This is a genomic window from Siphonobacter sp. BAB-5405, from assembly GCF_002872335.1.
In the GTDB taxonomy this organism is placed as follows: Bacteria; Bacteroidota; Bacteroidia; order Cytophagales; family Spirosomataceae; genus Siphonobacter.
The window spans coordinates 41,457-67,391 of record NZ_NJAG01000012.1 but is presented as its reverse complement, the minus strand read 5'-3'; the positions used below and the strand labels follow the sequence as shown (position 1 = coordinate 67,391).

Here is a 25,935-nt window from a genome sequence, read left to right as displayed (position 1 = left end):
ATTTAATGTAATTCGAGCGTAATGCTTTTTTCGGCGGGTTCCGTACCCGGTTCCAGCGACTGGGCCGTCACATGGCCGCGACCCGTGTACAGAACTTTGTACCCCCGATTCTCGAGCACATACAACGCATCCCGCAGGCTCATGCCTTTTAGGTTGGGTACCCGTTGCGTACTGCCCCGGGGCACTTCATCCCAGCCACTAGCCGAAGTTTTAACGTTGAAACTCCTGGCAATGGATTGCAGATCCTGGGGATGGGAACTGGCCAGTTCGTCCTGCCATTCGCTGCTGTGCTGAGCTTTGCCGCGTAAGGTGCGGTGCATATTCAAATCCAGAGCGTGTACCTTATCCGCAATTTCGCGGAATACTGGAGCTGCGGCCGTGCCGCCGTACGCCGATTGTCCCGTCAGCGGATTATGCGGTTCATCCAGTGATACCAGAATGGTGTACTGCGGTTTTTCTACTGGGAAATAGCCAATGAACGAGGAGTAGTAGTTATTCGTTTTCAGCTTCCCGTTGAATTTCTTGGACGTACCCGTTTTTCCCGCAATCCTATAGTTGGGATTACGAATGCTACGAGCCGTTCCGTGAGCGTCTTCGAGTACATCCGTGAGCATTTTCTGGACAATCTTGAGGGTCTTTTCCGAACAAATGGGCTTCGAATCCCGACGCTGGGTCTGCGTGAAATCTTTTTCGACCAGATCGCCGCGTTTCGCCGTTTTTACGATGATGGGCTGAATCCAGTATCCATTGTTGGCAACTGCATTGTAGAACGACAACATCTGCAAGGCTGAAAGTCGCATTTCCTCGCCAATAGACATGGTCGGCAGCGTTTTCTTGCTGTACAGGCGGTGCGTCGTCCGGTGGAACTCGGGTAGTTCATTACCACGGCTTACCTCTACCTGGAAGCCGAGTTTGTCGGCCAGGTGAAACTGTTCGAGGTAATCGATGAATTTATCGGGTTTACTGGCGAAATGCTGAACAAGTACTTTGGCCATCCCCACGTTCGAGGAACGAATAAACGCATCATGGATGGAAATGACGCCGTACCCTGAGTTGTTGGAATCGTGCAGGTGCAGGTAGCGACCGCCCGTCGTATTGACCAGATCATTGGGCGAAATGTTGGTTTCCTCAAATACGGCCATCATCGTAGCCAGCTTGAAGGTCGAACCCGGAGCAATCCGGAAGTTCACCGCAAAGTTCTGATCATCCACGTACGTACTATCCTTCACGTGGTGCAGGTTGGCAATAGCCTTGATTTCACCCGTTCGGGTTTCCATGACAATCGCTACGCCGTACTTGGCTTTGTACTGCTTCACGGCTTTCAGTAAAGCGGCTTCCGTAACATCCTGCATGTTGATGTTCAGGGTGGTATGCAAATCCAGGCCGGGTACGGGATGGTGCTCTTCGGATTCGTTGAGGGGTCGCCAGCTGCCGCGAAGATTCTCGAACCAGCCGTGTCCTTCCTGACCCACCAGTAGTCGGTTAAAGCTCTTTTCGATGCCCGTTGATCCCCGCATGACGGCCACGGCTGAACCGTTGGGGTCTTTTACCAGGGAGTCGTCGGTTTTCCCAGAATACGCGAAGCCGTATTCCGGAAGGGTTTTTCACGATTGGGTACCAGCTCAAAGTTCAAACCCGTAGCGAAAAGCTTGACGCGGTGCAGGGGCTGCCATTTAAAGCGGAATTTTCGCCGATTCAGGGCTTTATCTTCGGCCCGTTCTTCGGGCGTAGCCTTGCGAATACTCGCCCACTGCGTTTGCTCGAAAAACCATTTTTTCTTCTCGTATGCGATGGGCCGGGGACTGATCGAAAGGTACCGGGGTTCGATCTTCCACAGGGCCGTATCGGTCTGAGCCTGGTTATAGGCCATCACTTCGAGCAGTCGACTTCGAGCGGTGAGGATGCGTTTGCGAAGGGTGGAAGCCGGTTCACCGAGCATACTACTCAGGTGAATCGTAAGCGAATCCAGGTTTTTATAGAAGTGAGCCGAATCGGCGGAGTGCCGAACGGTCACACTCAAATCAATGCCCACCCGGTATTCGGGTACGGAGGTAACGAGTAAGCTTCCATCGTCCGAGAAAATGTTACCACGGGTGGCCGGAATGATGCGGTAACGCGTATTTTCTGCCCGGCTTTTCCATTCGGGGCCTTCTACCTGCTGCACGTAAACGATACGGGCCGCAATGGCAATACTAAACACCAATAGCCCCGCCGAGACGATCACACTGCGGAAAAAAATCCGGCGTTTTAAATTCAATGCTTCAGCCATGGAATGAAGGTTGCGTTAGATAGGTCCGATGATTGCGTACTGAAATCTGGGAAAATTATTCGGGTTGAACGGGCTTTTTCGTGGGTAAAACGACTTTGACGGGCGGTTGTTCGTTGCGGTAATCACGCAGGCCCATGGGGGTTACTTTCTGCACGATCCGCGACTGCCGCGATTCCTGCATCAGCTTGGATTTTTCAAACGCCAGTTCGGCGTTGAGTTCACTGATTTCCCGACGCGTACGGTCCGTATCCCGAATGAGCGATTCACCGTGCAGTACCCAGGCTACGTAACTAATCATCAGTACCACGACCAGACCTGCATTGAGCAGCTTCTGATTGGCATTGGCCGGGCCCGCCCACTGACTCACCCGGAGCAGTTTAAAAATGGGCTCTAAGAAATGCGAGCGTTTACTTTTCTCCGAAGACATACCTCCAACAATCGGGATTCAAAATCTGGTAAATAGCTTTTCTGACGGGATTTATTCCAGTTCATTCGGCTCGGCAATGCGTAATTTGGCACTGCGGGCCCGGGGGTTCAGAGCTAGTTCTTCCTCGCTGGCTTCAATGGGCTTGCGGGTGACGGAGCGGAGTGGCTTGAGTTCATTCCCGTAGAGGTCTTTCTCGGCTTCGCCCTGAAATTTACCCGCCCGAATGAAGTTTTTAACCAGCCGGTCTTCCAGGGAATGATAGCTCATCACGACCAGCCGTCCACCAGGAGCGAGCACTTCGGGTACCTGTTCGAGAAATTCTTCGAGTACCTTCATTTCTTCGTTCACTTCAATGCGGATGGCCTGGAAAACCTGGGCGAAATACTTAAACTCCTTCCCACGGGGGGCGTACTTCTGTAATACGGATTTTAAATCCTGTACGGTTTCAATGGTCTGATTCTGACGGGCCGCGAATACCGCGTTGGCCAGCGTACGGGCATTTTTGATTTCTCCGTATAAACCAAATAGTTTATGAAGCTGGGCTTCGTCGTATTCGTTGATGACCTCCTTGGCCGAAAACTCCGCCTGCGGATTCATTCGCATATCCAGCGGACCGTCGAAGCGGGTTGAGAAGCCCCGTTCGGGTACGTCGATCTGGTGGGAGGAAATACCCAGATCGGCCAGAATGCCGTCCACCTGACGAACTCCGTGTACGCGGAGGAATTTTTTAAGATAACGGAAATTGGCATCAATAAACGTAAACCGCTTATCGTCGATGTGACGGGCCTCGGCCTTGGCGTCGGGGTCCTGATCGAAACTATAGAGCCGTCCCGTAGGCCCCAGCTGCTGTAAAATGGCTCGCGAATGGCCTCCACCACCGAAGGTCACATCTACGTAAGTGCCTTCCGGCCGTAGGTGAAGCCCTTCAAGACACTGGCTGAGCATAACGGGCTGATGGTAGTCGGGCGTAGGTTGTGAAGGCATGTACTGACGAAATGCTGTAAACGAAATGAATGTAAAATACGTCTGATATAAACCCGGAGAAGAGCGAATCTTCCCTGAAAAAGTAAAAATTCTTTAAAAATAAGGCTTAGGTTCTTGTGATGGAACTTTCCTTCGTACTTTATGCCTTTTGCTAACGATTTTATGGGCGGGTATTAAGTTACAAGATTAACAAAATTTACAATTGTAAATCAACGCTCTGGTAAATCAATTTTTAGAAGACGTATTAAAAGGATTTAAATCGCTGATAATCAATCTTCCCTCATGAAAAAAATCTTCTTACTGGGCTTAGGACTTTGGGGCACGCTGAATGGCTTTGCTCAGACACCAGTAAAAAAAGGAATTTGGCGGGCTGAAATCTTTAACAAGGGTGGAGCCCTGCCGTTCGGTCTGCAAATCGAGACTGCCGGAAAAGCGAATACGTATTCCGTGTGGGCCATCAACGGCAAAGAGCGACTGAAAATGGACCAGTCGACCTTGCAGGGCGATTCGTTGCATATTCCGATGGATTTGTTCGATGCCGAACTGGTTGGAAAAGTATCCGGAAATCAGTTGACGGGCGTTTACAAGAAAAAACGCGGTAAGCAAACCCTCACCATTCCGTTCCGGGCGGAGTACGGGAAAACCTACCGCTTTGCGGCTCAGCCTCAGCCGACGCAGTGGAAAATTGCGGGCAAATACGCCACCACTTTTGGCGAGAGTTCAAAAGCCGTCGGCATCTTCGAGCAATCGGGTAGTCGGGTCGCCGCCACGTTCTTAACGCCTACCGGGGACTATCGGTACCTTGACGGCGATATTATCGGCGATAGTCTGTTTCTGTCGGCTTACGACGGTTCGCACCTGATGCTTTTCAAAGCTAAACTGGAAAAAGATAAAATTGCAGGGCAGTTGTTTAGCGGGATGAGTGGGCAAACGCCTTTTGTATCGCTGAAAGATGAAACGGCGTCTTTACCCGACGAAAAATCGCTGACCTTCCTGAAGCCGGGTTACGACAAAGTATCCTTTAGCTTCCCTGAGGCAGAAACGGGTAAACCGCTGACGCTCGACGATCCACGTTTCAAAGGCAAAGTGGTTATTCTACAGATCATGGGTTCGTGGTGCCCGAATTGCATGGATGAAACAAACTTCATTGTACCCTGGTACAACAAGAATAAAAAACGCGGGGTTGAGGTAATAGGCCTTTCCTACGAACGCAGCGGCGAGTATCAGGTGGCTAAGCCCAAGTTGATCCGTATGATTGACCGCTTCAAAATTCCTTATCCGGTGGTACTGGCTGGGGTAGCGGATCAGACGGCTTCTGCGAGCTTACCGATGCTGAATAAAATCATGGGTTACCCCACGACGATTTACATCGACAAAACGGGCAAAGTCCGTGAAATCCATACCGGCTTCTCGGGTCCGGGTACGGGTAAGTACTACGATCAGTACGTCGAAGATTTTAATCGTTTGATGGATAAACTGCTGGCTGAATAGTCCGAACGATTCGGTTTGAAAAGCGTCGCTGAACTACCCAAGTTCAGCGACGCTTTTTTTATAATTTGGAAAACTTATTCGTGCAAATAACCCCAGCGGATCAATTCATCGGGGTGTTGAATCAGATAGGTTCGCTGGTTGGCAAGCAAGTACAGCGAATCGCTGATGGAGGTGATCGAGCGGTATCGATGATCCGTCAGAATAATACCTTTTCGTGTTTTTTCCTGTTGAAGCAATTCATGGAGCCGTTCAACCGCTACGGGAGAAAGAAAGGAAAAGGGCTCATCCAGCAACACAAAAGAGACGGGGCGGAAGAGCACTAAAAGGGTTTCGATTAACCTTCGTTCGCCGCCCGATACTTGGTCCATGCGTTGGGAAGACAAAGGCTTTAATTCAGGCATGAGATTCTGTAGTACCTGAATATTAGTATCGTATAGATCAAATACGGTTTTTACCCGGAAGGCGTCCGGTACAAAGGCCTGTTGGGGCAAGTAGGCCGCCAGGCCTTTTACGGAAAGTAAATCAGGTACCCACTCGCCATTTACCCGAACCGACTTGAATTCAGCGGGAATAGCTCCAAAAATGGCTTGTAGAAAGCTACTTTTTCCGTTCCCGTTTCGGCCTAGTAAACCGGTAATCTTTCCGGTTTCTGCATGAATAAAACCTCCACTGATGACTACTCGCTCCTGAAACTGGATGCGTACACTGTCGGCCGCTACATGCTGAATCATAACCAGAAAGAAGTGAATTGAAGGAGCAGGAGAAAACCCGTAAAGTCAATCAATAGTAAGGCGAGCAGAATCTCCCATTCGTGCAGATTCAGATTATACAGGAAGAAGAAGCGGTGCCGATAGGTATAACGGTACAGGATCAGGCTCAAACTTCCTAAAAGTAGTTTCAGGAAGCAAAGCACACCCCATTCATGCGTAGGGCTAAAAGCCATAAGACCGCACAAACCCAAAGAGATAGCGACCGGAAATCCCGCCAACTGCGTATAGAAAAGAAGGAGAGCGTGTAGTTTTCGTTGCATATGGAAAGCTACGGTCTTTTTCAAACGTTTGCTTACGTCTTAACAAACATTAGCACCAGCAGTACGCAATCGGGTAACTCCAGGAATGACGATAAAAGAGGCCGAAAGTAGAGTCATAGCCTATAGTGATAACCGTTAGAGGTACCCGTCTATAAATTCTTTACAGGCAAGATCTTTTAGGGCTTTCTGGAGAAATTCCATCAAAAATTTACAACAGAGCAGCGGGGATGAAAGTTGTAAGTATAGATGGATTGTTAATACATGTATCCGTTTTAGTTAATTATTGACGACTTCTATAAACTTTTTTATAAGATGCTATCAAATTTAAGGCTTCCCTTATGGTCAATGCTTAGCCCGGTTGCTGCCTGGGCTCTTTATTTTGGTGAAACGTTGGGATTTGGATTATGGTATGATTTGCTACTGGCTGTGGCCTTAATCAGTACGGTTTTGGCGGCTGTTCAACACGCTGAGGTCATTGCCCATCGTGTGGGCGAACCAGCGGGAACGCTCGTGTTGGCTGTAGCAATCACCATTATTGAAGTGGGATTGATTGTTTCGCTTATGATTGCCGGCGGGTCCGACTCGGGGGCACTGGCGAGAGACACGGTTTTTGCCGCAATCATGATTATTCTAACCGGAATCGTTGGGTTATGTCTGTTGGTAGGCGGGGTTAAGTATCAGGAACAACAGTTTGGCCGCTATGGGGTTAGTACGGCACTTGTTACGTTATCGGCCATTTCGATCTTAACTCTGGTTTTACCCAATTTCACCATCAGTATTCCCGGCCCCTTTTATAATAATAGCCAGCTGATGTTCGTAGCGGTCATTTCGCTGGTGTTATACGGTACATTTGTGCTGGTACAAACGGTGCGACATCGGGGGTATTTTCTACCGGAAGATATAGAACATATGGTAGAAGAACCCGTGGAAGAACCTTCAGGAGCTACGGCTCTGGCTAGTGTTATACTGCTATTGGCTTGTTTGGCTGCTGTGGTTTTCATTGCGAAATTACTGGCCCCTACCATTGAACAGGGCGTGGTTCATATGGGGGCTCCCGAATCAGTAGTTGGTGTTATTGTAGCCGCCATTATTTTGCTGCCGGAGGGATTATCAGCCTACCGGGCCGCCCGAAGAAACCAGTTGCAAACGAGCCTGAACCTGGCCCTGGGATCCGCATTAGCCAGTATCGGTCTGACGATTCCTGCCGTTGCCATCGTGGCCATGTGCACGGGTCTGACGATCACGCTGGGCATTGATATGAAATCAACCGTACTGCTTATCCTGGCCCTTTTCACGGTCACCTTATCCTTCGGTACGGGACGTACGACCATCATGCAGGGGGTGGTTTTACTGGTTCTTTTCGCTGTCTATCTGTTTACGACGATTGTGCCCTGAGAAAGATTAAAGCAGTACTCCGTTTAGTAGTATGATTAAAAGCAAATAGGCCCGCGACGAAATCGCGGGCCTATTTGCTTGTCAGACTTCAACCATTCATGAATAGTAGCAACATTCAATTAATGCGAATGCCCATGCTCACTGTTATTCATCACCGAAAGCAAATCATACGCCCCTTTCACCACAATGGTATTGGGCTTGACGGCCTCCGGTAGTTTTACTTCCACGAAGCCATTTTGTGCCAGTCCGGTTTGAATTTCCAGGCGTTTAAAGGGGTAATGCGTACCGCCTTCTTCTTTGTGGGCTCCCTCGGAAACGAAGATGTACTGCTTATCACCGGAACGAACGATTGCCGATTCGGGGAGGGTAGCCACCTCCGTACTGCCGCCCGAAATCTGAGCCGTCAGGTACGTGCCGGGTACCAGTTCGCGGCTGGTCTGATCCAGTTTGCAAAGGACTTTCACGGCTCGCTCCGGCGTAATTTCCCGCCCAATCAGTAAGACCGTCGCCGTTCGCGGGGTGGTTTCATGGCCGAGTTGTAGCTGGACTTTTTGTCCCGTACGAAGTTTGGAAAGATCCTTTTCGAAAACCGTCAGTTCGGCCTGCACGAAACGCGTATCCGCTAGTTCGGCCAGCATTTCGTTGGCTTGTACAGCCTTTCCCGTATTCACGTTCACGTGGGTCACGTAACCGCTGGAGGAAGCCCGTACCGCAATGCGATTCTGAATGCCTTTGCTCACCGCTGCGGGCGTCAGTTGCAGCAAACTTAACTTCTGACGAAGTCCCTGCAAACGGGCCTGTAGACCCTGTAATTCAGCACTGCTTCGTTGAAATGTCTTTGCTGCCGAAACGTTTTCCCGGCTTAATTCAGACTGCCGCTGGTTTTCTTTTTCAGTGTAAGCCAGCTGACTTTGAGCTTCCAGGTACTCCTGTTGCAGGGTGATAAATTCCGGATTTTCCAGCGTTAACAGCACTTCGCCTTTGTTGATCCATTTTCCGGGAAGCAGCGTAGTACTGCGAACAATGCCGCCGTAGGGAAACGAAATACTGATTTGCTGTTGCGGCGGCATGGACAGTACACCCGTCACCTGAATGGTACCGGCCATCGCTTTTTGTTGTACTGAACCCAGCGTAATCTGAGCGGCTTTGTACTGCGTTTCGGTCAGCTCGGCTTCTTCGGCTTCGTGACCTTCTTCTTCATCGTGGTGATGATCGTGATCACCGTGATTATGGCCCTCATGATCATGGCCGGCCTCGCCGTGTTCGTGGGCATGACCCGCGTGTTCCGTTTCGGAAGTTTTTTTCTGACAGCTACCGAGGTATAATCCCAGGGTCAGCAACAGGAGAAAACGATAGGATTTCATAAGTAGAATACGTTTGAAGAGCGGTCTCAATGAGAGCCGCTGTCTTATTTAATGCCCAGGACGAGTTCGAGCCGAAGGACGTTTTGATTGTACTCCTGAATGGTCTGGATGTAGCCGATTCGCAGATCGTTTGCGGTACTGATGCCCTGCAAATACTCGACGTAACCCATTTCACCCGCCTGAAAGCCCCGGTTTACCTGTCGAATGATTTCCTCGGCCTGGGGTAAGGCAGCTTCGGTATAGTAATCCAGCGTTTGCTGGAGTTTCTGAATTTCCTGCACCAGGGACGCCAGTTCGCCCTGAATATTCTTCTGTTGCTGATCGAACTGCTGTTGCTGGGCCTGCATACTGAGTTCAGCCGCGGCCACCCGCGAACGGTACGCCTTGCCAAACAGCGGGAAACTAATGCCCACCTGAGCGGCGTGAAACCGATTGGCACTTGAGGCCGCATCCGTCGTAGGTGCTCCCAGCTTTACGGCTCCAATCAGGCTTTGATTGGTATAGGCCAGCGAAAAATCCGGCAAACGATTGGCCCGTTGCAGCTTGCGTTCGGCTTCGGCCAGCCTGATTTGTTGCGTATACCAGGCAAGTACGGGGTTATTTGTGATCTGAGTGGTATCGGGCAAGTTCTTGGGAGCAAACGTCGCTGCTTCAATCGTGACGGGCTGATCGGCAAAAAGCAGCGTCTGTAAGCGGCGACTGGCAATCCGGATGTCGGCTTCGTTCTGGGTTCGCTGGGTCTGTACCTGACGTAACCGCGTCTGGGCAATCGTCGATTCAAGCGAACCAGCTTCCCCCGTCCGTAAGCGAACCTGAGACGCACGCAGAAAATTGGCATACAGCGAATCCTGCGTTTGCAAGTACTTCCGCAGTTCCAGCAGGTAGGACAACTCGTACCAGGAAGACTTGACCTGATACGCCAGTTCGTTTTCCGAAACCAGCGTCTGAGCTTCCGCCGTTCGGGTCTGATTTTCCAGCACCGAAGCACGAGCCCGAAATACCGCCGGGTTGGGTATGGTTTGACTGATGGTGACGTTCTGGTCGAATTTGTAGCTGTTGTACTGTCCGAGCAGAGCCGTAACCTCGGTTTTGGGCATTTCGCGGGCCGTTTGCTGAAGCGTTTGCCGGGCTTTTACTTCCAGTCGGGAGGCCGCCAGGGAGCGATTGTTTTGCAGGGCCGTTTGTACGGCCTGTTCGGGACTCAATGGGGTCTGGGCCTGACTCAGTAGTGGCGTAGTAAAAAGGAGCAGGAGTGCCGCTAGCCCCTTCGTTTTCGGTCGAAAACCTTTTTCCAGATACATATACAGAATGGGAATGACAAAAAGCGTAAGCAGCGTGGAAGTAATTAGTCCACCGATGACGACCGTAGCCAGCGGTTTTTGTACCTCACCCCCCGCACCCGTCGAAAGGGCCATAGGGAGGAAACCAAGGGAGGCAACCGTGGCAGTCATCAAAATGGGACGTAGCCGGGTGTTCGTACCCTGAAGAATAACCTCAGTCAAGTCTTCAATCCCCGATTTTCGCAGGTAGTTAAATTCTCCAATCAGTACGATGCCATTTAGTACCGCCACGCCAAACAGAGCAATGAAACCCACACCCGCCGAAATACTGAAGGGCATATCCCGCAGGACCAGAGCGAAAATGCCTCCAATGGCCGCCATCGGAATGGCCGTGAAAATCAGTAAAGACTGGCGGATGGACTGAAACGTAAAGTACAGCAACGTGAGAATGAGACCCAGGGCGACGGGTACGGCGATGGACAAACGACCCGTGGCTTTTTGCAGGTTTTCGAACTGCCCGCCGTAGGTGACGTAATAGCCCGTCGGGAATTTGACCTGCTGTTCGATTTTCGCCTGCAACTCTTCCACGACACTTCTGACGTCCCGACCCCGCACGTTGAAACCAATGGTAATCCGGCGTTTGGCGTCTTCCCGCTGAATCTGATTAGGTCCCAGTTGCAGGGAAACATCCGCCACCTGTTGCAGGGGAATGTGATTACCGTTGGCTGCCGTTACGAACAGATTCTGGACGTCTTCAATGCGTTGCCGGTTTTCGGGAGCGAAGCGTACGACCAGTTCAAAGCGTTTTTCGCCTTCGTACACCAGTCCGGCCGATTCGCCCGCGAAGGCCATACTCACCGCCTGATTGACGGTAGCAATGTCCAGACCAAACTTGGCGAGTTTATCCCGGTCGATACGGACGATGATCTGCGGTAAGCCGGAAATTTTTTCCTGATATACATCCTTTGCTCCATCGACGCTCCGGACCAGACCCACCACCTGCTGTTGCAGGCGGGCCAGTTCGTCCAGATTCTCACCAAAGATTTTGACGCCCACATCCTGCCGGACGCCGGAAATCAATTCGTTGGATCGGAACTGGATGGGCTGAGAGATGCCGAAGTTCACACCGGGAATGTCTTCCAGAGCTTCCGTCATCTGGTTGGCGAGGTCTTCACGCGTGCGGGCGGAGGTCCATTCTTCCTTGGGTTTGAGCTTAATTGTTAAATCACAGGCTTCCATCGGCATGGGATCGGTGGGGATTTCGGCCGCTCCGATTTTTCCAATGACCTGCGTGACTTCCGGAAAACGCTTGAGCAGTAAATCCGAAGCCTGCGTAACCTTATCGACGGTCTGGGTGATTGAACTGCCCGTGAGCAACATGGTTTCGGCCACGAAATCACCTTCTTCCAGGGTGGGAATGAATTCGCCCCCTAGTCGGGTAAATGTCCAGACCGAGACCGCAAATACGCTTAACGAAACGAGCAATACGGCAACCCGATGACGTAATGCTCCGCGAATCAGCGGGGTGTATTTTCGGTGGAAGAAGGCCATCAGTCGGTCGGAAAGCGAAGGCTTATGCGTAATGTTCTTACTGAGCAGCAAGGCCGTCATCATGGGCACGTAGGTCAGCGAAAGCAGAAAAGCACCCAGAATGGCAAAGCTTACGACCTGAGCCATAGGTTTGAACATCTTGCCTTCAATGCCCGAAAGCGTCCAGAGGGGCAGGTACACGATCAGAATGATGATTTCCCCAAAAGCCGCCGAACTCCGGATTTTACGAGCCGATTCGTACACTTCTTCATCCATTTCGGTCTGGGTCAGTCGGCCGGGCTTACGCAAGCCAAAATGGTGCAACGTGGCTTCCACGATGATGACCGAGCCATCGACAATTAGTCCGAAATCAATGGCTCCGAGGCTCATCAAATTGCCCGATACGCCGAGCCATTTCATCAGCGAAAAGGCAAAAAGCATGGAGAGTGGAATGACCGAAGCTGTGATGAGCCCCGCCCGCCAGTTCCCCAGAAACAGAACCAGTACGAAAATGACGATGAGTGCTCCCTCGACTAGGTTTTGCGTGACGGTACCAATGGCTCGTTCCACGAGTTCACTGCGTACCAGAAAAGGATCGATGACGACGCCTTCGGGTAAGGTTTTCTGAATCTGCTCGACCCGTTTTTCGACTCGCTTCACGACCTCGTTCGAGTTTTCCCCTTTCAGCATCATTACCAAACCGCCCACGGCTTCTCCTTCACCATTCCGGGTCAGAGCCCCGTACCGATTGGCGTAACCGAAACGTACCTGAGCCACGTCACGAATGAGAATGGGCGTACCGGCAGTAGTATTCCTGACGACGATCTTTTCAATATCTTCCAGCGTACCTACCAAGCCTTCCGACCGGATGAAAAGAGCCGTAGGTTTTTTGTCGATATACGCCCCGCCGGAGTTCTGGTTATTCCTTTCCAGAGCCGTGAAAATGTCGCTGATGCTGAGGTTGTAACTGCGAAGTTTTTCGGGCTGAACCGCCACTTCGTACTGCTTTAGAAATCCGCCCCAGCTATTGACTTCCGCAACGCCGGGTGTACCCAGCAGTTGCCGCCGTACGTACCAGTCCTGAATACTCCGCAGGCTCATGGCGTCGTACTGCTTTTCGTAACCTTTCTTGGCATGAAGGGTATACTGGTAAATTTCGCCGAGTCCGGTTGAAATGGGCGATAGTTCCGGGTTGCCTACGTTTTCCGGAATCAGGGTTTTGGCCTCGGTGAGGCGTTCACTTACCTGCTGCCGGGCCCAGTACAGGTCCGTTTCTTCGTGAAAAACGACGGTAACCACGGACAAACCAAACCTAGAAATGGAGCGTACTTCCTCAATTTCCGGAATACTGGCCATGGTTTGTTCAATAGGAAAGGTAATGAGCCGTTCGACTTCGGGAGCCGCCAGCGAAGGCGTCAGGGTAATGACCTGCACCTGATTATTAGTAATGTCGGGAACGGCATCGATGGGCAAGCGACTTAGGGAGTACGACCCCCAGCCAATCAGAGCCAGAATGACCACGCCCACAATGAGTTTATGGTCAATCGAAAACCGAATGATTTTATCCAGCATGGAAAGAAAATACTAAAGATGAACGGTAGAATGGGAGGAAAGGGGAGCAAATACCGTACGCCTAGCGAAGTACTCTCCGGTAGTACCAAGCGACGTATGTGTACGGAAAAATCATCCGTTTCCTAAGGAAAACGGATCGTATGGGCACACTGCTCCCGGCTTAGACCTGCAGGGGCGGTTGCCAGATCGAAAAAGCATAGCCTTGCGGCTGGGCGAGGATGTACCAGAACGAAGGTTTGTCTGGCGAAAGAGAAAGGGAGGTACTGGTAAACTCGGGTACGGTCAGGAGCGTAGCTACAAAGCCACCCGTACAATGGCAGACGCAAAAGGGCGAACACAGGGCGTGTTCGTGCGAATCTTCATCGTGATCCTGCGTCTGGATACTTACCTGTGTCGTTGTTGAGGCCGTACGTACGTGGTGATGCTCGGTACAGGGAGCTACCGAAAGAATCAACGTGTACAAAGCCAGAAACAACGCAAGGATTCGCATGCGGCAAAGATAAAGAATGGCTGAGGGAATATGTTCTTTGGGGGAGATGAATTTTGTGCGGGCAGACGGAGAGTTGATAGGTACTAGTGGTTGGTTGATAGTGAATGGAATCTCGGTTTTAAAATACAAAGAGCTGGTAACGCCATCGTTGCCAGCTCTTTGGTTTGCTTACGAAGCAATCCTTATTCAATCACCACGCGTTTCACGGTGCCGTCTTCGCCCTGCGTAACGGTCACGAAGAAGGTACCTTTTTCGGCTTTTTTCGTCAGCGTGATCTGACCTACGAAATCACCCTCAAAATCTTTTATTACTTCTTTGGCTACTTCACGTCCTTTTACATCCGTGACCAGAATCGTTACGTCACCCTTGACCGGAGACGTAAAACGTAAATTCAGGGTTTGATTAAAGGGCCGATTCGGGTATACGCTCAGGCTGCGTACGGTGCTGGACGAACTGCCCCCTTCCCAGGTCAGTACCTGCGGAGCCAGGTTCAGCTGTCGCTTCAATTGCGGAGCCCGGTACCGGAATTCGTTGCCGAACTTCTCCCCAAAATCTTTACCCCAGCGTTCCATGTCCCGGCCAAAGCGTTCCATTTCCTGATCGAACTTCTCCCATTCGCCCCGGGCGAGTGGCTCGTCGTTGCGGTAGGTGCGGGGAGCTTTGGGAGCCTTGGGTGGTTTGGGGGTACGGAAAGTCTGGACTTGATAGTCGCCCTTCTCCAATCGATTCAGTACGTCAGCTTCATCACCGATGATGATTCGGGTACGGCCGCCCGGAGACTGGGTATTATTCAACGAATCAACGAATCGGTCCAGTTGTTCCTGGGTGTCGAACGTGCGGTCAATCTGATGACCGTAGTTCCCATTCGACCGTTCGTAATGAAGCCGAAGCTTTTCTTTTTCTTTCTTGGAAGTACTTTTTTCCTGAGCGAAAGTCGTGCCCGCGGATACAAGAATCACCGCAACAAGTAAGGATGGCAAACGCATAAACGAGTTGGTTTGGTTTCGTGAGCTAAGGACAGTTGAAGCGGAAGCAATGTTGCACGATCGGGCATGATTTGTTGGGACAAATGAGCCGGAGACTTGTTAAAAATGCTTAAACTGATAACTTTGGCATCTTCCGGGGAAGAATCTGGGTCATACCTTCGTTAAACAGTCAGCATAAAACAGGTAGAGAGACCCGCGAAAAGTAAAAATGACGCAACAAAAAATCCGTTGGTTGGTGGCTTTGATGTCGCTGGCTCTTATTGGGCTGGTGGTGTTTCAGGTATTTGGGATTCGGGAAACGCTGAATGCCAAGGCCGATCAGTTTGACGGGACTGTAACTGAGGCCATGGATGCCGTGGTGCATAAACTGGAAAAAGTGGAGGTAACGGTATTGACCAATCGGCAGTTGGCCGCCGAACGCCGCAAGGAGCAGCTACAGCATCTGGCGATTCCGCAGAAAACCGTAAAAACGCCTCAAATTGTAAAGAGTAAAAAACAGCAGCCGCCGAGCAAGCCCGTCACCACTGCGGATCCGGCAACCATTACCCGCAAGTATGCTTCCCAGACGCCCATTGTGCAGCAATGGGAATTTTACGGTCGGGTAACGGCTCCGTCCGATGTACTGGGTCGTCCGAGTGGTCAACTGACGGAAGCGGAAATGCATTATATCGGTGAGTATTACCGCAATGATGGTCCAAACAATACGGCCGACCGTTCACGGGAAGAATTAGAGAAACGGTACGATGAAACCATGTTTCGCAACCTCCGCCGGGATGTAGAAACGGCCAAGCTTCGGAAAGACTCGGTCAGTCGTTTTCTGTCGAGTCGCGTAATAGGTTCAAAGAGCAAAAATACGGCGACGAAACCAGCGAAGACGAAACCTCGAACCGTGGTGGTCAAAGAACCCAAACGGTCCCTGCGGCGGGTAGATAGTAGTAAATCGCGTCCGCTGACGGAGTACGAGAAAGCCGAACAGAAATCGAGAGTGATGCGGGAGGTATTCCTGGATTTGCTCACGAATGATCGTCCGCTGACGCAACGGGTGGATATGACTATACTGGACTCGTTGCTGAAGTACGAATTTCAGCTACGCGGCATCGATCTGCCGTTTGAATATGGCTTGCGTTCAGATGACAACCCGCACGATTTTGTCTTCACCTCTTCGCCGGGGTACCGCGAAGATCGTCTGCTGGCGGGGTACAGTATGCAGCTCTTCCCTTCGGATTTACTGGCGACGGACAATATGCTGTTTGTCTATTTTCCGGAACGCCAAAGTTATCTGGCCGAACAGGTCTGGACGACGCTGATTAGTTCCGTAATTCTGATTCTGGTGATGGGCGTGTGTTTCTATGTGGCCATGAGTACCATTGTTCGACAGAAAAAACTTTCGGACATGAAAAACGACTTCATCAACAACATGACCCACGAGTTTAAAACGCCTGTATCCACCATTTCGCTGGCCACCCAGATGCTGGAGGATAGTGCCGTAGCCGCTTCGCCAACCATGTTGAAACGGTACTTAGGCATTATTCGGGATGAAAATCAGCGTCTAGGCTCACAGGTAGAGAAAGTTTTGCAGGCCGCCCGTTTTGATCGGGGGGAAGTTCGCATGAACCGCGAACAGACGGATATGCACGAGTTGATCGAAACCGTTGTACACAGCTTAAGTCCGCAGGTAGAAGCTCGGAACGGTATTCTGGAGACGCATTTACAGGCCAATCCTTCGATCATTACGGGGGATGAAGTACATTTAACCAACCTGATTTTTAACTTGCTGGATAATGCCATCAAGTACTCAGGCGAAACTACGGATGTCAGCATTCGTACCGAAAACGCCACCGGTGCCTTGAAGATCACCGTCAGCGACAAAGGCATTGGCATGAACAAAGAGGCTTTACGGCATATTTTCGAGCAATTTTACCGGGTTCCAACCGGAAACGTGCACGATGTGAAGGGCTTCGGATTGGGCCTGAGTTACGTAAAGAAAATTGTCGACGAACATAAAGGTAGCATCAAAGTAGACAGCACGCCGGGCAAGGGGAGTACCTTTGAAATAACCCTTCCGTATGTCTAACCGACGCTCCGATTTTTAGCATTGAACGTAAAGAGCAACAGAAATGAAAATCTTACTCGCCGAAGACGATCCGAATTTAGGAACGTTATTACAGGAATATTTAACCTTGAAAGGATACCCGGCCGACTTGGCCCGCGACGGCGATGAAGCCCTGAATCAGTTCGTGAAGCAGTCGTATGATCTGTGCATTTTTGATGTCATGATGCCTAAAAAAGACGGCTTTACGCTGGCGAAGGAAGTTCGTCAGGCCAATGCGGATATTCCCATTATTTTTCTGACGGCCAAAGCCATGAAGGAAGATACCCTGCAAGGTTTCCGACTCGGCGGAGATGATTATCTGACCAAGCCTTTCAACATGGAGGAACTGGTGGCCCGGATGGAGGCCATTCTGCGGCGGAGTCAGCGGAATGAACAAAAAGAACAGAAGTCCAACCGCATCTTCCAAATTGGTACCCTTACGTTCGATGCCGAACGGCAAACGCTCACCCACGGCGACGACGTGCAGAAATTAACCAGTCGTGAAGCCGAGCTTCTGAAAATTTTCTGTCAGCACCTGGGCCAGCCGCTGAGCCGGAGTTACATTCTGAAGGCAATCTGGGGAGACGACAGCTATTTCAACGCCCGCAGTATGGATGTGTATCTGACCAAAATTCGTAAGTACTTGCGTTCCGACGAACGGATTCAACTCATCAATCTCCACGGAGAAGGATTTAAGATGATTGTGGATTAACCGATTACTTGTATCAATTATGGCCCGAAGGTTCTAACACTTTCGGGCCATTTTGTTTGAGGATGATTACGCTGGTCGAATTATGAATCCGGACTAGCGACGTACGAACCCCAACGGGGTTCAATTTCACTAGCCTGGGGTTTTACCCCAGGATTCTTTCGGATGTGTAAGCCGTAACCATGAAACAGTATTCCCGTTTAACCCACAGAATCCGTTACTTTCCCCCGCTGCCGAAACACCAGCGATCCGCCCCACATCCCTACGCCACTGGCCAGTAATCCGTACACAATCGGGTTTGTCGCGGTATTCAGATAAGCACTTAACATCCAGCTAAGCAGCCCCAGACTCATGGAAAGCAGACAACCCGCGAGTGAAGCCCGTTTCCAATATAGTCCTGCCGTCATCGGAATAAATAGCGATACCAGACTAAAGGCCGAAGACTCGCTGACCAGCTCAAATACGTCCTGTTGTTCCAAGGCCATCCAGACTGCTGCCGCGGTGACGCCCAGTACCGAAAGCCGAATGGATAGCAGAAGTTGCTGATCGGTCAGCTTTGGAAAAAAAGGGCGAACCAGGTTTTCGCCTACCACCGCCGCCGGGGCCAGAATCGCCCCCGACGTGGTACTGAGCAGGGCCGAAATCAAGGCTCCGAAAAACAGAATCTGAACGGCCAGCGGAGCGTGTTGCAGTACCATGTTGGGAAGAATCAACTGCGGATCACCCTGCAATAATTCGGGATGAAGTCGTACGGCCAGCAACGCAATGAGCAGTGGAAAAAATGCCACCGTCCAGTACAGAAAACCAGCCGTAACGGCGGATCGTACTGCGGTATTGGCATCTTTTGCTGCCATCACCCGCTGAAATACATCCTGCTGGGGAATGGATCCTAACCCAATCGTAATCCAGGCAACGACGTACTCGGTGGAGTCGTGCCAGGAAAAACGGTGCGGAACGACGCGAAAAAAACCATCGGGTTGTCGGGCGAATACGGCACTTACGCTATCGGTTTCCATCCATAAAATGACTAGTAGAATGACCAGTCCGGCGATCAGGATGATATTATGCAGAAAATCGGTAATGGAGACCGACCACATCCCGCCCGTCAGCGTATACACCATGACAAGGCCCGCTCCGGCCCAGATACCCGTGGACATGGGTACGTCAAAAACGGTTTGTCCGATGATACTCATGGATACGAGCTGGGCGGCAATCCAGCCGAAATAGGAGGGAACAATCAGTAAGGCCGAGAGCAGTTCGGCGGACTTTCCGTACCGTAATCCGAAAAAATCGCAGAAGGTGATGATATTCCAGCGGTAAAAGATCCGGGCGTAAAATAGTCCAACCAATACCAGACACAAGCCCGCTCCAAACGGATCTTCGATCACGCCCAGAAAGCCTTCCCGTACAAAACGTCCCGGTGCTCCCATCATCGTTTCCGACCCGAACCAGGTGGCAAAGGTCACCATCGAAGCCAGGGCAAAATTGAGTTTTCGCCCCGCCAGTACAAAGTCTTCCGTATTCTTTACCCGTCGAGACGCCCAGAGGCCAACCCCCAGATTCAGGAGTAGATACACGACGATGGCAGCGATGAGCATACGGATTTGTTTAAGGATTGAAGGGATAAAAATACGCGGATAGCCGGGAAATCACGCCGGAGAAGTAGAATTTATAGGATTATATGAAAATATGTTCATATATTTGATCGATCATTCAAGACCTCGTATGACGATCACTGAAAAAAATCAGAGTAAGGAGAAACTCGAAAAAGCGGCATTCATTCTAAAGACTGTCGCTCACCCGACCCGACTCGCCATTATCGATTTACTCGGCACCCAGGAACGGATGAGTGTAAACGAGCTGGCCCGTGTGCTGGAATGTGAGCAGTCGTTGCTTTCGCACCACTTAATCAATATGAAGTTGAAAGGCATTTTACGGGCCGAGCAGGAAGGACAGAATCGCTATTATTCGTTAAAAGAACGGGACGTACTCAAGCTGATTGCCTGCATTGAGAACTGCGAATGCCGCATGTAGTATGGAGATTATAGGTTTTGGTTTAGCCATCTTTATTGGCTTATTACTCAGCTTGTTAGGCGGGGGTGGTTCGATTCTGACGGTACCCGTGCTGGTTTATATTTTTAAGCTACCTCCGTCGATTGCTACGGCCTATAGTTTGCTTATTGTCGGCTCAGCTTCGTTGCTGGGTTCGGTCGATTACCTGCGGCGAGGACTCGCCAGCCCCAGAACGGCGTTGTTTTTCTCGTTTCCGTCGTTTATGATGGTGTTTATTTCCCGCAAGTACCTCGTTCCGGCCTTACCCGAAGTCGTGATGGAAAGCAACGGCTGGGTGGTAACGAAAAGTACACTAATGATGCTGCTCTTTGCGGTACTGATGGTGTTATCGGCCCAGTCGATGATTCGCGGACGGCGGGAGCGGGTCGATACGGGTGAAGAAATCCGAAAGCGGCTAAACTATCCACTCATCTTCGTCGAAGGGCTGCTGGTGGGTACGCTTACGGGCTTTGTGGGCGTCGGGGGAGGTTTTCTGATCATTCCGGTACTGGCCAACTTCGTACGGCTGCCGATGAAGCTTGCCGTGGGTACTTCGCTGATGATCATTGCCATAAACTCCTGCATTGGCTTTCTGGGCGATCTGGGACAACATACGATGGATTGGAAATTTCTTGGGGAATTTACCAGTCTGACTTTACTGGGCGTGGTGGTAGGTACGGGGCTTTCCCGACGCATTCCCGGCCAGGTACTCAAGCCGGCCTTTGGCTGGTTTACCTTACTGATGGGAACGGGTATTCTGTTAAAAGAGTTAGTATTCTAAACCCGGACTTTCGAAACAATTTAGTATAGACAGAAGACTTTTATGAACGGAACATTTGAAGAAATTATCGCCTCGGACGAGCCCGTACTGCTCGAATTTTATACCGACTGGTGCAAGCCCTGTAAGAAGATGGCTCCCGAACTGGATACGGTGAAGGACATTTTCGGCGACGATCTGACCATTATTAAAATTGACGCCGAGAAGAACATGGGCCTGAAAAAACACCTTAAAGTAGATTCCGTACCGACCCTGATTCTGTACCAGAAAGGCAAGCAACTCTGGCGGCAGGCGGGTGGCATTTACGCCGACAAACTCGAACGAGTCATTCGGGAAAAGGTACGGTTTTAGTAGGAGCGTTTAGAGTTGAGTGTTTGGCGTTCTGGGTTGTTTTTCGCCAAGAACGAAGCAGAAGCAAAGACGCGACGTTTATAACTTAATGTACCTCCGTGCCAAACTTTGAGTACCTCTGTGGTTAAAACGGAACCCTGTTGGGAAAACTCAAAACCCTGAACTCAAAACTCTAAACCCAAAATACACTCATCCATGAACGGAAACTTTCAACAACTCATCGCCTCGGATAAACCCGTACTGATCGATTTTTTTGCCGAATGGTGTGGACCCTGTAAAATGATGGCTCCGTACCTGAAAGCAGTCAAGGAAAAACTGGGCGATCAGTTAACGGTCGTCAAAATTGACATTGATAAAAATCCGGCCTTGGCTCAGCAACTGCAAATCCAGTCGGTACCAACGCTGGCCCTGTACCAGAACGGCCAGCAACTCTGGCGACAATCGGGCGTACTGACGGCTCAGCAAATGGAGCAGGTCATTCGTCAGAAAGCCAGTATGTAAACGCATTGATTACGTAAAAGCTTTCCCCCATTTTACTTCAACAACACGACGAATCGTTATGATCATTGAGCAAATTTATACGGGCTGTCTGGCTCAGGGAGCATATTACCTCCAGTCGGGCACCGAGGCCGCTATTATTGATCCCCTGCGGGAAGTGCAGACGTATCTGAACAAAGCTGCCCGTAACGGAGCAACGATCAAGTATATCTTCGAGACCCACTTTCACGCGGATTTCGTATCGGGTCACGTGGATCTGTCGGCGAAAACGGGAGCACCCATCGTCTACGGTCCGAATGCTGCTCCGGCTTTTGAAGCCCTGATTGCCGAAGATGGTCAGGAGTTCACACTGGGCGACTGCCGCATTCGCGTGCTGCATACGCCGGGTCATACGCTTGAGTCAACCTGCTTTTTGTTACTGGACGAAAACGGCAAAGAAAATGCCGTCTTTACGGGCGATACGCTGTTTATTGGGGATGTGGGTCGCCCGGATTTAGCCCAGAAAGCCGACCTTACGCAGGACGATCTGGCCGGTATGCTCTATGATTCGCTGCGTTCCAAGCTGCTGCCTCTGCCCAACGACGTCATCGTGTATCCGGCTCACGGAGCGGGTTCGGCCTGTGGCAAAAACATGAGTAAGGAAACTTTTGATACGCTGGGTCATCAGAAAGAAGTAAACTATGCCCTGCAACCGCAAAGCAAGGAGGATTTCATTACGGCCGTTACTGATGGACTAACGCCGCCCCCCGCGTACTTCCCCGAAAATGTTCGCCTGAACAAAGCCGGTACGGAGCCGGTCGAAAAGGTACTCAAACGGGGTAACCACCCGCTTTCACCGGAAGCGTTTGAAGTCGTCGCGAACGAAACGGGAGCCCTGGTACTTGATACCCGAAAAGCTCAGGAATTTGCCCAGGCGTTCATTCCCCGGAGCATCAACATTGGCATCGACGGCGACTTTGCTCCCTGGGTGGGTACGCTCATCACCGACATCAATCAGCCCCTGTTACTGGTCACAGCACCGGGTCGCGAAGAAGAAGTCATTACGCGGCTTTCGCGGGTGGGTTACGATCAGGTACTGGGCTTCCTGGAAGGGGGTATGGAAAGCTGGCGAACCGCAAACAAAGAAGTAGATCAGATTGAATCGGTAGCGGCGGAAACCTTTGCGGCTGGTTTTGATCCCGAAAAAACGATAGTCAAAGACGTTCGTAAAGCCACTGAATTCGAAGGGGGCCACATTGCGGGTGCCGATAACGTTCCCCTGGCTTCCCTGAGCGAACAGATGGCTGAATTTCCCAAAGACGAACCTTTTTACGTACACTGTGCGGGTGGTTATCGCTCCATGATTGCGGCTTCAATCCTCAAAGCTCGCGGCTATGATCAGGTACGGGAAGTGGCGGGTGGCTTTGGAGCAATTGCCAAAACCAATATACCGACGGCTAGCGGACAACTGGCTGAGTAAGATTACGAAAAACTCGGTTACGCATTCAGGAAGATCGTGGATGCGGACTGAGTTTTATTCGTTCAAAAGAATACCTTTTGAGCGATTTTCATCCCTGTATGCAGGGATGAAGCTTTCCCTTCAGATTAAAACCTCTGTATTTTTTCGTCTCTTCATGGAATGGCTTACGCAACCCTGGCCCTGGTACGTGGCAGGTCCGCTCATTGGACTGACCGTGCCGATTCTGCTCCTGTTGGGCAATAAAACCTTCGGTATTTCTTCGTCACTACGGCACATTTGTGCAGCCTGTCTACCCGCGGGAATTCCCTTTTTTCAGTACGACTGGAAGAAGGAAAGCTGGAATCTCTTCTTTGTGGGCGGCGTATTCGTGGGTGGCCTGGTGGCGGGTACGTTTCTGTCCAATCCCGCGTTTATTCAGATTGCTCCGGCGACGAAACAAGCCCTGGCTGCTCAACACGTAACGGACTTTCGTGGGCTCATTCCACACGACTTATTTTCCTGGTCCGCTTTGCTTACCCTTCGCGGCTTCATCCTGATGGTGGTAGGCGGTTTTCTGGTCGGTTTCGGTACCCGATGGGCGGGAGGCTGTACTTCCGGTCACGCCATCATGGGCCTATCCAACCTGCAATGGCCCTCGCTGGTGGCAACGGTTTGTTTCATGATCGGCGGTTTTCTGATGACCTGGCTCGGTCTGCCCTGGATTTTGTCTTTGTAACTTCTACTACGTTTTGAATACGATGAAAACCGAATCGGAAGAATTTATCCCTGCCGTATCGAACGACCCAAAAGCCCGCCTTTCGCTGGGTTCGTTAGTACCATATGCGATCGTCGGAATGTTTTTTGGCATTGTTTTTGTGAAAGCTGAGATCGTCTCCTGGTTTCGAATTCAGGAAATGTTCCGGCTGGAAAGTTTTCACATGTACGGCGTGATCGGCTCGGCTGTATTAACGGGCATGGTATCCGTATTTCTGTTGAAACGATTGAAAGTCAAAGCCTTGACGGGTGAGTCGATTCGAATCTCGGATAAGGTGTTTCAACCGGGACAAATCTACGGTGGATTACTATTCGGTTTTGGCTGGGCCTTAACCGGAGCCTGTCCCGGCCCGTTGTTCGCCCAGATTGGAGCCGGTTATTCCGTGGTACTAATCACCCTGGTAGCGGCTCTGGCCGGAACATGGACGTACGGTGCCCTACGGCGTTTTTTACCCTAAACTGACCAAAGTCATTACACACGGAAGCGATTTAGGGTAGACTTGTAAGGGAATCAGGAAGAATGGAAAGTTGGTAAGGTTAACAGAATTCGTTTACATACACGCAATGGTTGGTGTGAGTAAGGTTTTCGACTCTCTCAGCCATCTAAATGGGACGAAAGAAGGACTTCTCAAACAAAATAAATACATCATCACCTGACCCTATAATCACTTGTTACCTATGAAACGCAGTAAACTCGAAGCCGTAGCGGGCGGCTGTTGCCCCCGTTGCCGGGAAGGAAAAATGTTCAAGTATCCCCTGTGGCAGGTTACCAAGTTTGACCAGATGCACAAGTACTGCCCCGAATGCGGCCTGCGGTTTGAACGCGAACCGGGCTTCTTCATCGGAGCCATGTACGTAAGTTACGGCCTGACTACGGGTATCATTCTGGCCACGGCTATGGTGCTGTTTTACCTCTTCAACGACCCTTCGCCCTTTGTATACATTGGCGTTTCGATTGCCCTGATTGTCATATCGGTACCCTTTACTTTTCGGGCCTCGCGGGTGCTGTACATTCATTTGTTTTCGGGCGTAGACTACGAAGAAAATCCCGAAAAAATTCTGCACGCTGATTCCTAAACTACAGCCCCTGGCCGATGGATTGTCCGGCAATCCAGCCCGTAGTCCAGGCGGCCTGAAAGTTATACCCACCTGTAATCCCGTCGATGTCGAGCACCTCGCCCGCGAAGTACAGACCGGGGATCGCCTTGCTTTCCAGGGTTTGCGGGTGAAGCTGATTCAAAGCGATACCGCCGCAGGTAACAAACTCTTCCTTGAAGGTCGTTTTGCCCTGTACCTGAAACGTTCCGTTGGTCAGATTTTCCAGTAACCGGTTAAAAAGCTTACCGTTTAAATCAACCCAACGAACCTGGTCTTTGATTTCATTTTCAACGAGTAAGGCCCGCCAGAGGCGGTTGGGAATGCCGAACGGAGCAACCGTAGCCACGAACTTTCCGGCATTCATCTTTTTGAACGCTTCCAGTGAGGTACGGGCAGCTTCCGGTTTTTCATTCGTCCAGTTCACCAGACTCGTAAACTGGTAATTGGTTTCCGCCAGTTCGCGGGCAGCCCAGGCCGAAAGTTTCAGTACCGCAGGACCGCTTAAGCCCCAGTGGGTAATCAGTACGGGGCCTTCCTGTTGCAGTTTGGAACCCGCCAGTCGTACCAGAGCGTCGGAAACGGAAAGACCGGGCAACTCGCGGGTAAAAGAATCAGGAATATTGAATGTAAACAACGAAGGCACGGGCGACAGAATGGAAAGCCCCAGTTCGCTTAACCACTGATAGCCCGTAAGTTGCGGATGTCCGCCCGTCGTCACCAGCACCCGATCCACAGCGAAGATTGTTTCATCCGTTCCAACCAGTTCAAAACCGGCATCCACGGGACGAATCTGGCGGATTGGGGTACTCAACTGAAGTTCAACACCCGCTTGCTGAGCCTGCTGTTGCAGACAGCGAACGATGGTTTCGGAGGAATCCGTAGTTGGGAAAATTCGGCCATCGGCTTCCGTTTTTAATTTCACTCCCCGCTGCTCGAACCATTCGATGGTATGCTGATTGGAAAAACGAGGAAAGAGGGGTTTGAGAAACTTCGCTCCCCGGGGATACCCCTTGAGCAAGTCGGCAACCGTAGCGGCGGCATTCGTCACGTTACAGCGACCCCCGCCCGAAATACGAACTTTGGACAGCACATTCCGTCCTTTTTCAAACAAGACCACCCGGGCCTGCGGATACGTTTCCGCTGCGGCAATCGCTCCAAAAAAACCGGCGGCTCCTCCGCCAATCACTGCAATCGTTTTTTTCACGCGACAAAAGTACGGCTTAATTTTCTGAGCATTAGCTAATTTCTCCGGCAGAATCAGAAAGCGGCGAGTCTCGTTTCCGGCATTGAATCGGAAATCACTTCATCGTTTGTATTCACTTTTCAA

At 50.9% G+C, this 25,935-nt stretch carries 24 protein-coding genes; 12 read left to right on the top strand and 12 right to left on the bottom strand.

The genetic code is table 11. From position 1 onward, the window contains the following. Nucleotides 1-2: 2 nt before the first annotated feature. Genes BWI97_RS11805 through rsmH form a run of 4 tightly spaced genes read right to left on the bottom strand, consistent with a single transcriptional unit; the run spans nt 3 to nt 3,680 of the window. Entirely contained in the window at nt 3-1,517 is a 1,515-nt protein-coding gene (locus BWI97_RS11805; protein WP_102201155.1) for a penicillin-binding protein, read from the bottom strand. A 29-nt stretch (nt 1,518-1,546) separates the two neighbouring features. Continuing rightward, on the bottom strand, nt 1,547-2,269 hold the full coding sequence (locus BWI97_RS11800; RefSeq protein WP_102201154.1) for a hypothetical protein: 723 nt from the start codon (nt 2,267-2,269) through the stop codon (nt 1,547-1,549). Between the two features lie 55 nt (nt 2,270-2,324). Further along, nucleotides 2,325-2,696: an FtsL-like putative cell division protein gene (locus BWI97_RS11795; protein ID WP_102201153.1), complete on the bottom strand. Its 372-nt coding sequence runs from the start codon at nt 2,694-2,696 to the stop codon at nt 2,325-2,327. Between the two features lie 51 nt (nt 2,697-2,747). Continuing rightward, nucleotides 2,748-3,680 (bottom strand): 16S rRNA (cytosine(1402)-N(4))-methyltransferase RsmH, encoded by a 933-nt coding sequence (gene rsmH, locus BWI97_RS11790; protein WP_233207818.1) that lies wholly within the window; start codon nt 3,678-3,680, stop codon nt 2,748-2,750. 282 nt (nt 3,681-3,962) lie between these two features. On the opposite strand from rsmH, the gene BWI97_RS11785 reads away from it, so the two are divergent. After that, on the top strand, nt 3,963-5,171 hold the full coding sequence (locus tag BWI97_RS11785; RefSeq protein ID WP_102201152.1) for a TlpA disulfide reductase family protein: 1,209 nt from the start codon (nt 3,963-3,965) through the stop codon (nt 5,169-5,171). A 74-nt stretch (nt 5,172-5,245) separates the two neighbouring features. Here BWI97_RS11785 and BWI97_RS11780 read toward each other — a convergent pair whose 3' ends face one another. Together BWI97_RS11780 and BWI97_RS11775 are read right to left on the bottom strand one after the other, a co-directional pair. After that, entirely contained in the window at nt 5,246-5,902 is a 657-nt protein-coding gene (locus BWI97_RS11780) for an ATP-binding cassette domain-containing protein (RefSeq protein WP_102201151.1), read from the bottom strand. Beyond that, nucleotides 5,899-6,201 (bottom strand): hypothetical protein, encoded by a 303-nt coding sequence (locus BWI97_RS11775; RefSeq protein WP_102201150.1) that lies wholly within the window; start codon nt 6,199-6,201, stop codon nt 5,899-5,901. Before BWI97_RS11775 ends, BWI97_RS11780 begins: the two co-directional genes overlap by 4 nt. A 345-nt stretch (nt 6,202-6,546) precedes the next feature. On the opposite strand from BWI97_RS11775, the gene BWI97_RS11770 reads away from it, so the two are divergent. Next, nucleotides 6,547-7,596: a calcium:proton antiporter gene (locus BWI97_RS11770; RefSeq protein WP_233207817.1), complete on the top strand. Its 1,050-nt coding sequence runs from the start codon at nt 6,547-6,549 to the stop codon at nt 7,594-7,596. A 119-nt stretch (nt 7,597-7,715) separates the two neighbouring features. Here BWI97_RS11770 and BWI97_RS11765 read toward each other — a convergent pair whose 3' ends face one another. From BWI97_RS11765 to BWI97_RS11750, 4 genes are all read right to left on the bottom strand, one after another. Next, a complete protein-coding gene (locus BWI97_RS11765; protein ID WP_102201149.1) occupies nt 7,716-8,960 on the bottom strand; it encodes an efflux RND transporter periplasmic adaptor subunit in 1,245 nt (414 codons plus the stop codon). Between the two features lie 44 nt (nt 8,961-9,004). Continuing rightward, on the bottom strand, nt 9,005-13,342 hold the full coding sequence (locus BWI97_RS11760) for a CusA/CzcA family heavy metal efflux RND transporter (protein ID WP_102201148.1): 4,338 nt from the start codon (nt 13,340-13,342) through the stop codon (nt 9,005-9,007). Nucleotides 13,343-13,502: 160 nt separating this feature from the next. Continuing rightward, nucleotides 13,503-13,832, bottom strand: coding sequence for a DUF6660 family protein (locus BWI97_RS11755; RefSeq protein WP_102201147.1), 330 nt, complete (start codon nt 13,830-13,832; stop codon nt 13,503-13,505). Nucleotides 13,833-14,014: 182 nt separating this feature from the next. Then, nucleotides 14,015-14,818, bottom strand: a complete 804-nt coding sequence (locus BWI97_RS11750) for a T9SS type A sorting domain-containing protein (protein WP_102201146.1) — start codon at nt 14,816-14,818, stop codon at nt 14,015-14,017. A 208-nt stretch (nt 14,819-15,026) separates the two neighbouring features. Between BWI97_RS11750 and BWI97_RS11745 the strand changes: the two genes are divergently transcribed. After that, on the top strand, nt 15,027-16,892 hold the full coding sequence (locus BWI97_RS11745) for a sensor histidine kinase KdpD (RefSeq protein WP_102201145.1): 1,866 nt from the start codon (nt 15,027-15,029) through the stop codon (nt 16,890-16,892). A 43-nt stretch (nt 16,893-16,935) separates the two neighbouring features. Then, nucleotides 16,936-17,622, top strand: a complete 687-nt coding sequence (locus BWI97_RS11740; protein WP_102201144.1) for a response regulator transcription factor — start codon at nt 16,936-16,938, stop codon at nt 17,620-17,622. Between the two features lie 197 nt (nt 17,623-17,819). Here the strand turns inward: BWI97_RS11740 and BWI97_RS11735 are convergent, their stop codons facing one another. Continuing rightward, a complete protein-coding gene (locus tag BWI97_RS11735; RefSeq protein ID WP_102201143.1) occupies nt 17,820-19,217 on the bottom strand; it encodes a sodium:solute symporter family protein in 1,398 nt (465 codons plus the stop codon). Nucleotides 19,218-19,344: 127 nt separating this feature from the next. On the opposite strand from BWI97_RS11735, the gene BWI97_RS11730 reads away from it, so the two are divergent. The 8 genes from BWI97_RS11730 (at nt 19,345) to BWI97_RS11695 (ending at nt 24,587) form a co-directional block, all read left to right on the top strand. After that, the gene (locus BWI97_RS11730) at nt 19,345-19,653 is read left to right on the top strand and encodes a helix-turn-helix transcriptional regulator (RefSeq protein ID WP_102201142.1); all 309 of its coding nucleotides are present in this window, start codon (nt 19,345-19,347) and stop codon (nt 19,651-19,653) included. A gap of 1 nt (nt 19,654) precedes the next feature. Next, nucleotides 19,655-20,452 carry a sulfite exporter TauE/SafE family protein gene (locus BWI97_RS11725; RefSeq protein WP_102201141.1) on the top strand — a complete coding sequence of 266 codons (798 nt, stop codon included), beginning with the start codon at nt 19,655-19,657 and terminating at the stop codon, nt 20,450-20,452. A 42-nt stretch (nt 20,453-20,494) separates the two neighbouring features. Then, complete coding sequence (locus BWI97_RS11720) at nt 20,495-20,800, top strand: co-chaperone YbbN (RefSeq protein WP_094814083.1); 306 nt, start codon at nt 20,495-20,497, stop codon at nt 20,798-20,800. A 195-nt stretch (nt 20,801-20,995) separates the two neighbouring features. Next, entirely contained in the window at nt 20,996-21,301 is a 306-nt protein-coding gene (gene trxA / locus BWI97_RS11715; protein ID WP_094814081.1) for a thioredoxin, read from the top strand. A gap of 58 nt (nt 21,302-21,359) precedes the next feature. Beyond that, nucleotides 21,360-22,757, top strand: coding sequence for a rhodanese-like domain-containing protein (locus BWI97_RS11710; RefSeq protein WP_102201140.1), 1,398 nt, complete (start codon nt 21,360-21,362; stop codon nt 22,755-22,757). A 106-nt stretch (nt 22,758-22,863) separates the two neighbouring features. After that, a complete protein-coding gene (locus tag BWI97_RS11705) occupies nt 22,864-23,472 on the top strand; it encodes a YeeE/YedE family protein (RefSeq protein WP_369826560.1) in 609 nt (202 codons plus the stop codon). A gap of 22 nt (nt 23,473-23,494) precedes the next feature. After that, entirely contained in the window at nt 23,495-23,968 is a 474-nt protein-coding gene (locus BWI97_RS11700; protein ID WP_102201139.1) for a DUF6691 family protein, read from the top strand. A 220-nt stretch (nt 23,969-24,188) separates the two neighbouring features. Further along, the gene (locus tag BWI97_RS11695) at nt 24,189-24,587 is read left to right on the top strand and encodes a DUF983 domain-containing protein (protein ID WP_094814075.1); all 399 of its coding nucleotides are present in this window, start codon (nt 24,189-24,191) and stop codon (nt 24,585-24,587) included. A gap of 1 nt (nt 24,588) precedes the next feature. Here the strand turns inward: BWI97_RS11695 and BWI97_RS11690 are convergent, their stop codons facing one another. Beyond that, nucleotides 24,589-25,812 (bottom strand): NAD(P)/FAD-dependent oxidoreductase, encoded by a 1,224-nt coding sequence (locus BWI97_RS11690; protein WP_102201138.1) that lies wholly within the window; start codon nt 25,810-25,812, stop codon nt 24,589-24,591. Nucleotides 25,813-25,935 lie beyond the last annotated feature (123 nt).

What these genes read in the sequence shown, in the direction of transcription:
- BWI97_RS11770 (WP_233207817.1), top strand. Translation starts at nt 6,547, where the DNA reads ATGCTTAGCCCGGTTGCTGCCTGGGCTCTTTATTTTGGTGAAACGTTG.
- BWI97_RS11725 (WP_102201141.1), top strand. Translation starts at nt 19,655, where the DNA reads ATGGAGATTATAGGTTTTGGTTTAGCCATCTTTATTGGCTTATTACTC.
- BWI97_RS11775 (WP_102201150.1), bottom strand. Translation starts at nt 6,201, where the DNA reads ATGCAACGAAAACTACACGCTCTCCTTCTTTTCTATACGCAGTTGGCG.
- BWI97_RS11785 (WP_102201152.1), top strand. Translation starts at nt 3,963, where the DNA reads ATGAAAAAAATCTTCTTACTGGGCTTAGGACTTTGGGGCACGCTGAAT.
- BWI97_RS11805 (WP_102201155.1), bottom strand. Translation starts at nt 1,517, where the DNA reads ATGCGGGGATCAACGGGCATCGAAAAGAGCTTTAACCGACTACTGGTG.
- BWI97_RS11735 (WP_102201143.1), bottom strand. Translation starts at nt 19,217, where the DNA reads ATGCTCATCGCTGCCATCGTCGTGTATCTACTCCTGAATCTGGGGGTT.
- BWI97_RS11705 (WP_369826560.1), top strand. Translation starts at nt 22,864, where the DNA reads ATGAAGCTTTCCCTTCAGATTAAAACCTCTGTATTTTTTCGTCTCTTC.
- trxA (WP_094814081.1), top strand. Translation starts at nt 20,996, where the DNA reads ATGAACGGAAACTTTCAACAACTCATCGCCTCGGATAAACCCGTACTG.
- BWI97_RS11740 (WP_102201144.1), top strand. Translation starts at nt 16,936, where the DNA reads ATGAAAATCTTACTCGCCGAAGACGATCCGAATTTAGGAACGTTATTA.
- BWI97_RS11760 (WP_102201148.1), bottom strand. Translation starts at nt 13,342, where the DNA reads ATGCTGGATAAAATCATTCGGTTTTCGATTGACCATAAACTCATTGTG.
- BWI97_RS11700 (WP_102201139.1), top strand. Translation starts at nt 23,495, where the DNA reads ATGAAAACCGAATCGGAAGAATTTATCCCTGCCGTATCGAACGACCCA.
- BWI97_RS11710 (WP_102201140.1), top strand. Translation starts at nt 21,360, where the DNA reads ATGATCATTGAGCAAATTTATACGGGCTGTCTGGCTCAGGGAGCATAT.
- BWI97_RS11800 (WP_102201154.1), bottom strand. Translation starts at nt 2,269, where the DNA reads ATGGCTGAAGCATTGAATTTAAAACGCCGGATTTTTTTCCGCAGTGTG.
- BWI97_RS11765 (WP_102201149.1), bottom strand. Translation starts at nt 8,960, where the DNA reads ATGAAATCCTATCGTTTTCTCCTGTTGCTGACCCTGGGATTATACCTC.
- BWI97_RS11720 (WP_094814083.1), top strand. Translation starts at nt 20,495, where the DNA reads ATGAACGGAACATTTGAAGAAATTATCGCCTCGGACGAGCCCGTACTG.
- BWI97_RS11780 (WP_102201151.1), bottom strand. Translation starts at nt 5,902, where the DNA reads ATGATTCAGCATGTAGCGGCCGACAGTGTACGCATCCAGTTTCAGGAG.
- BWI97_RS11745 (WP_102201145.1), top strand. Translation starts at nt 15,027, where the DNA reads ATGACGCAACAAAAAATCCGTTGGTTGGTGGCTTTGATGTCGCTGGCT.
- BWI97_RS11755 (WP_102201147.1), bottom strand. Translation starts at nt 13,832, where the DNA reads ATGCGAATCCTTGCGTTGTTTCTGGCTTTGTACACGTTGATTCTTTCG.
- BWI97_RS11695 (WP_094814075.1), top strand. Translation starts at nt 24,189, where the DNA reads ATGAAACGCAGTAAACTCGAAGCCGTAGCGGGCGGCTGTTGCCCCCGT.
- BWI97_RS11750 (WP_102201146.1), bottom strand. Translation starts at nt 14,818, where the DNA reads ATGCGTTTGCCATCCTTACTTGTTGCGGTGATTCTTGTATCCGCGGGC.
- BWI97_RS11795 (WP_102201153.1), bottom strand. Translation starts at nt 2,696, where the DNA reads ATGTCTTCGGAGAAAAGTAAACGCTCGCATTTCTTAGAGCCCATTTTT.
- rsmH (WP_233207818.1), bottom strand. Translation starts at nt 3,680, where the DNA reads ATGCCTTCACAACCTACGCCCGACTACCATCAGCCCGTTATGCTCAGC.
- BWI97_RS11730 (WP_102201142.1), top strand. Translation starts at nt 19,345, where the DNA reads ATGACGATCACTGAAAAAAATCAGAGTAAGGAGAAACTCGAAAAAGCG.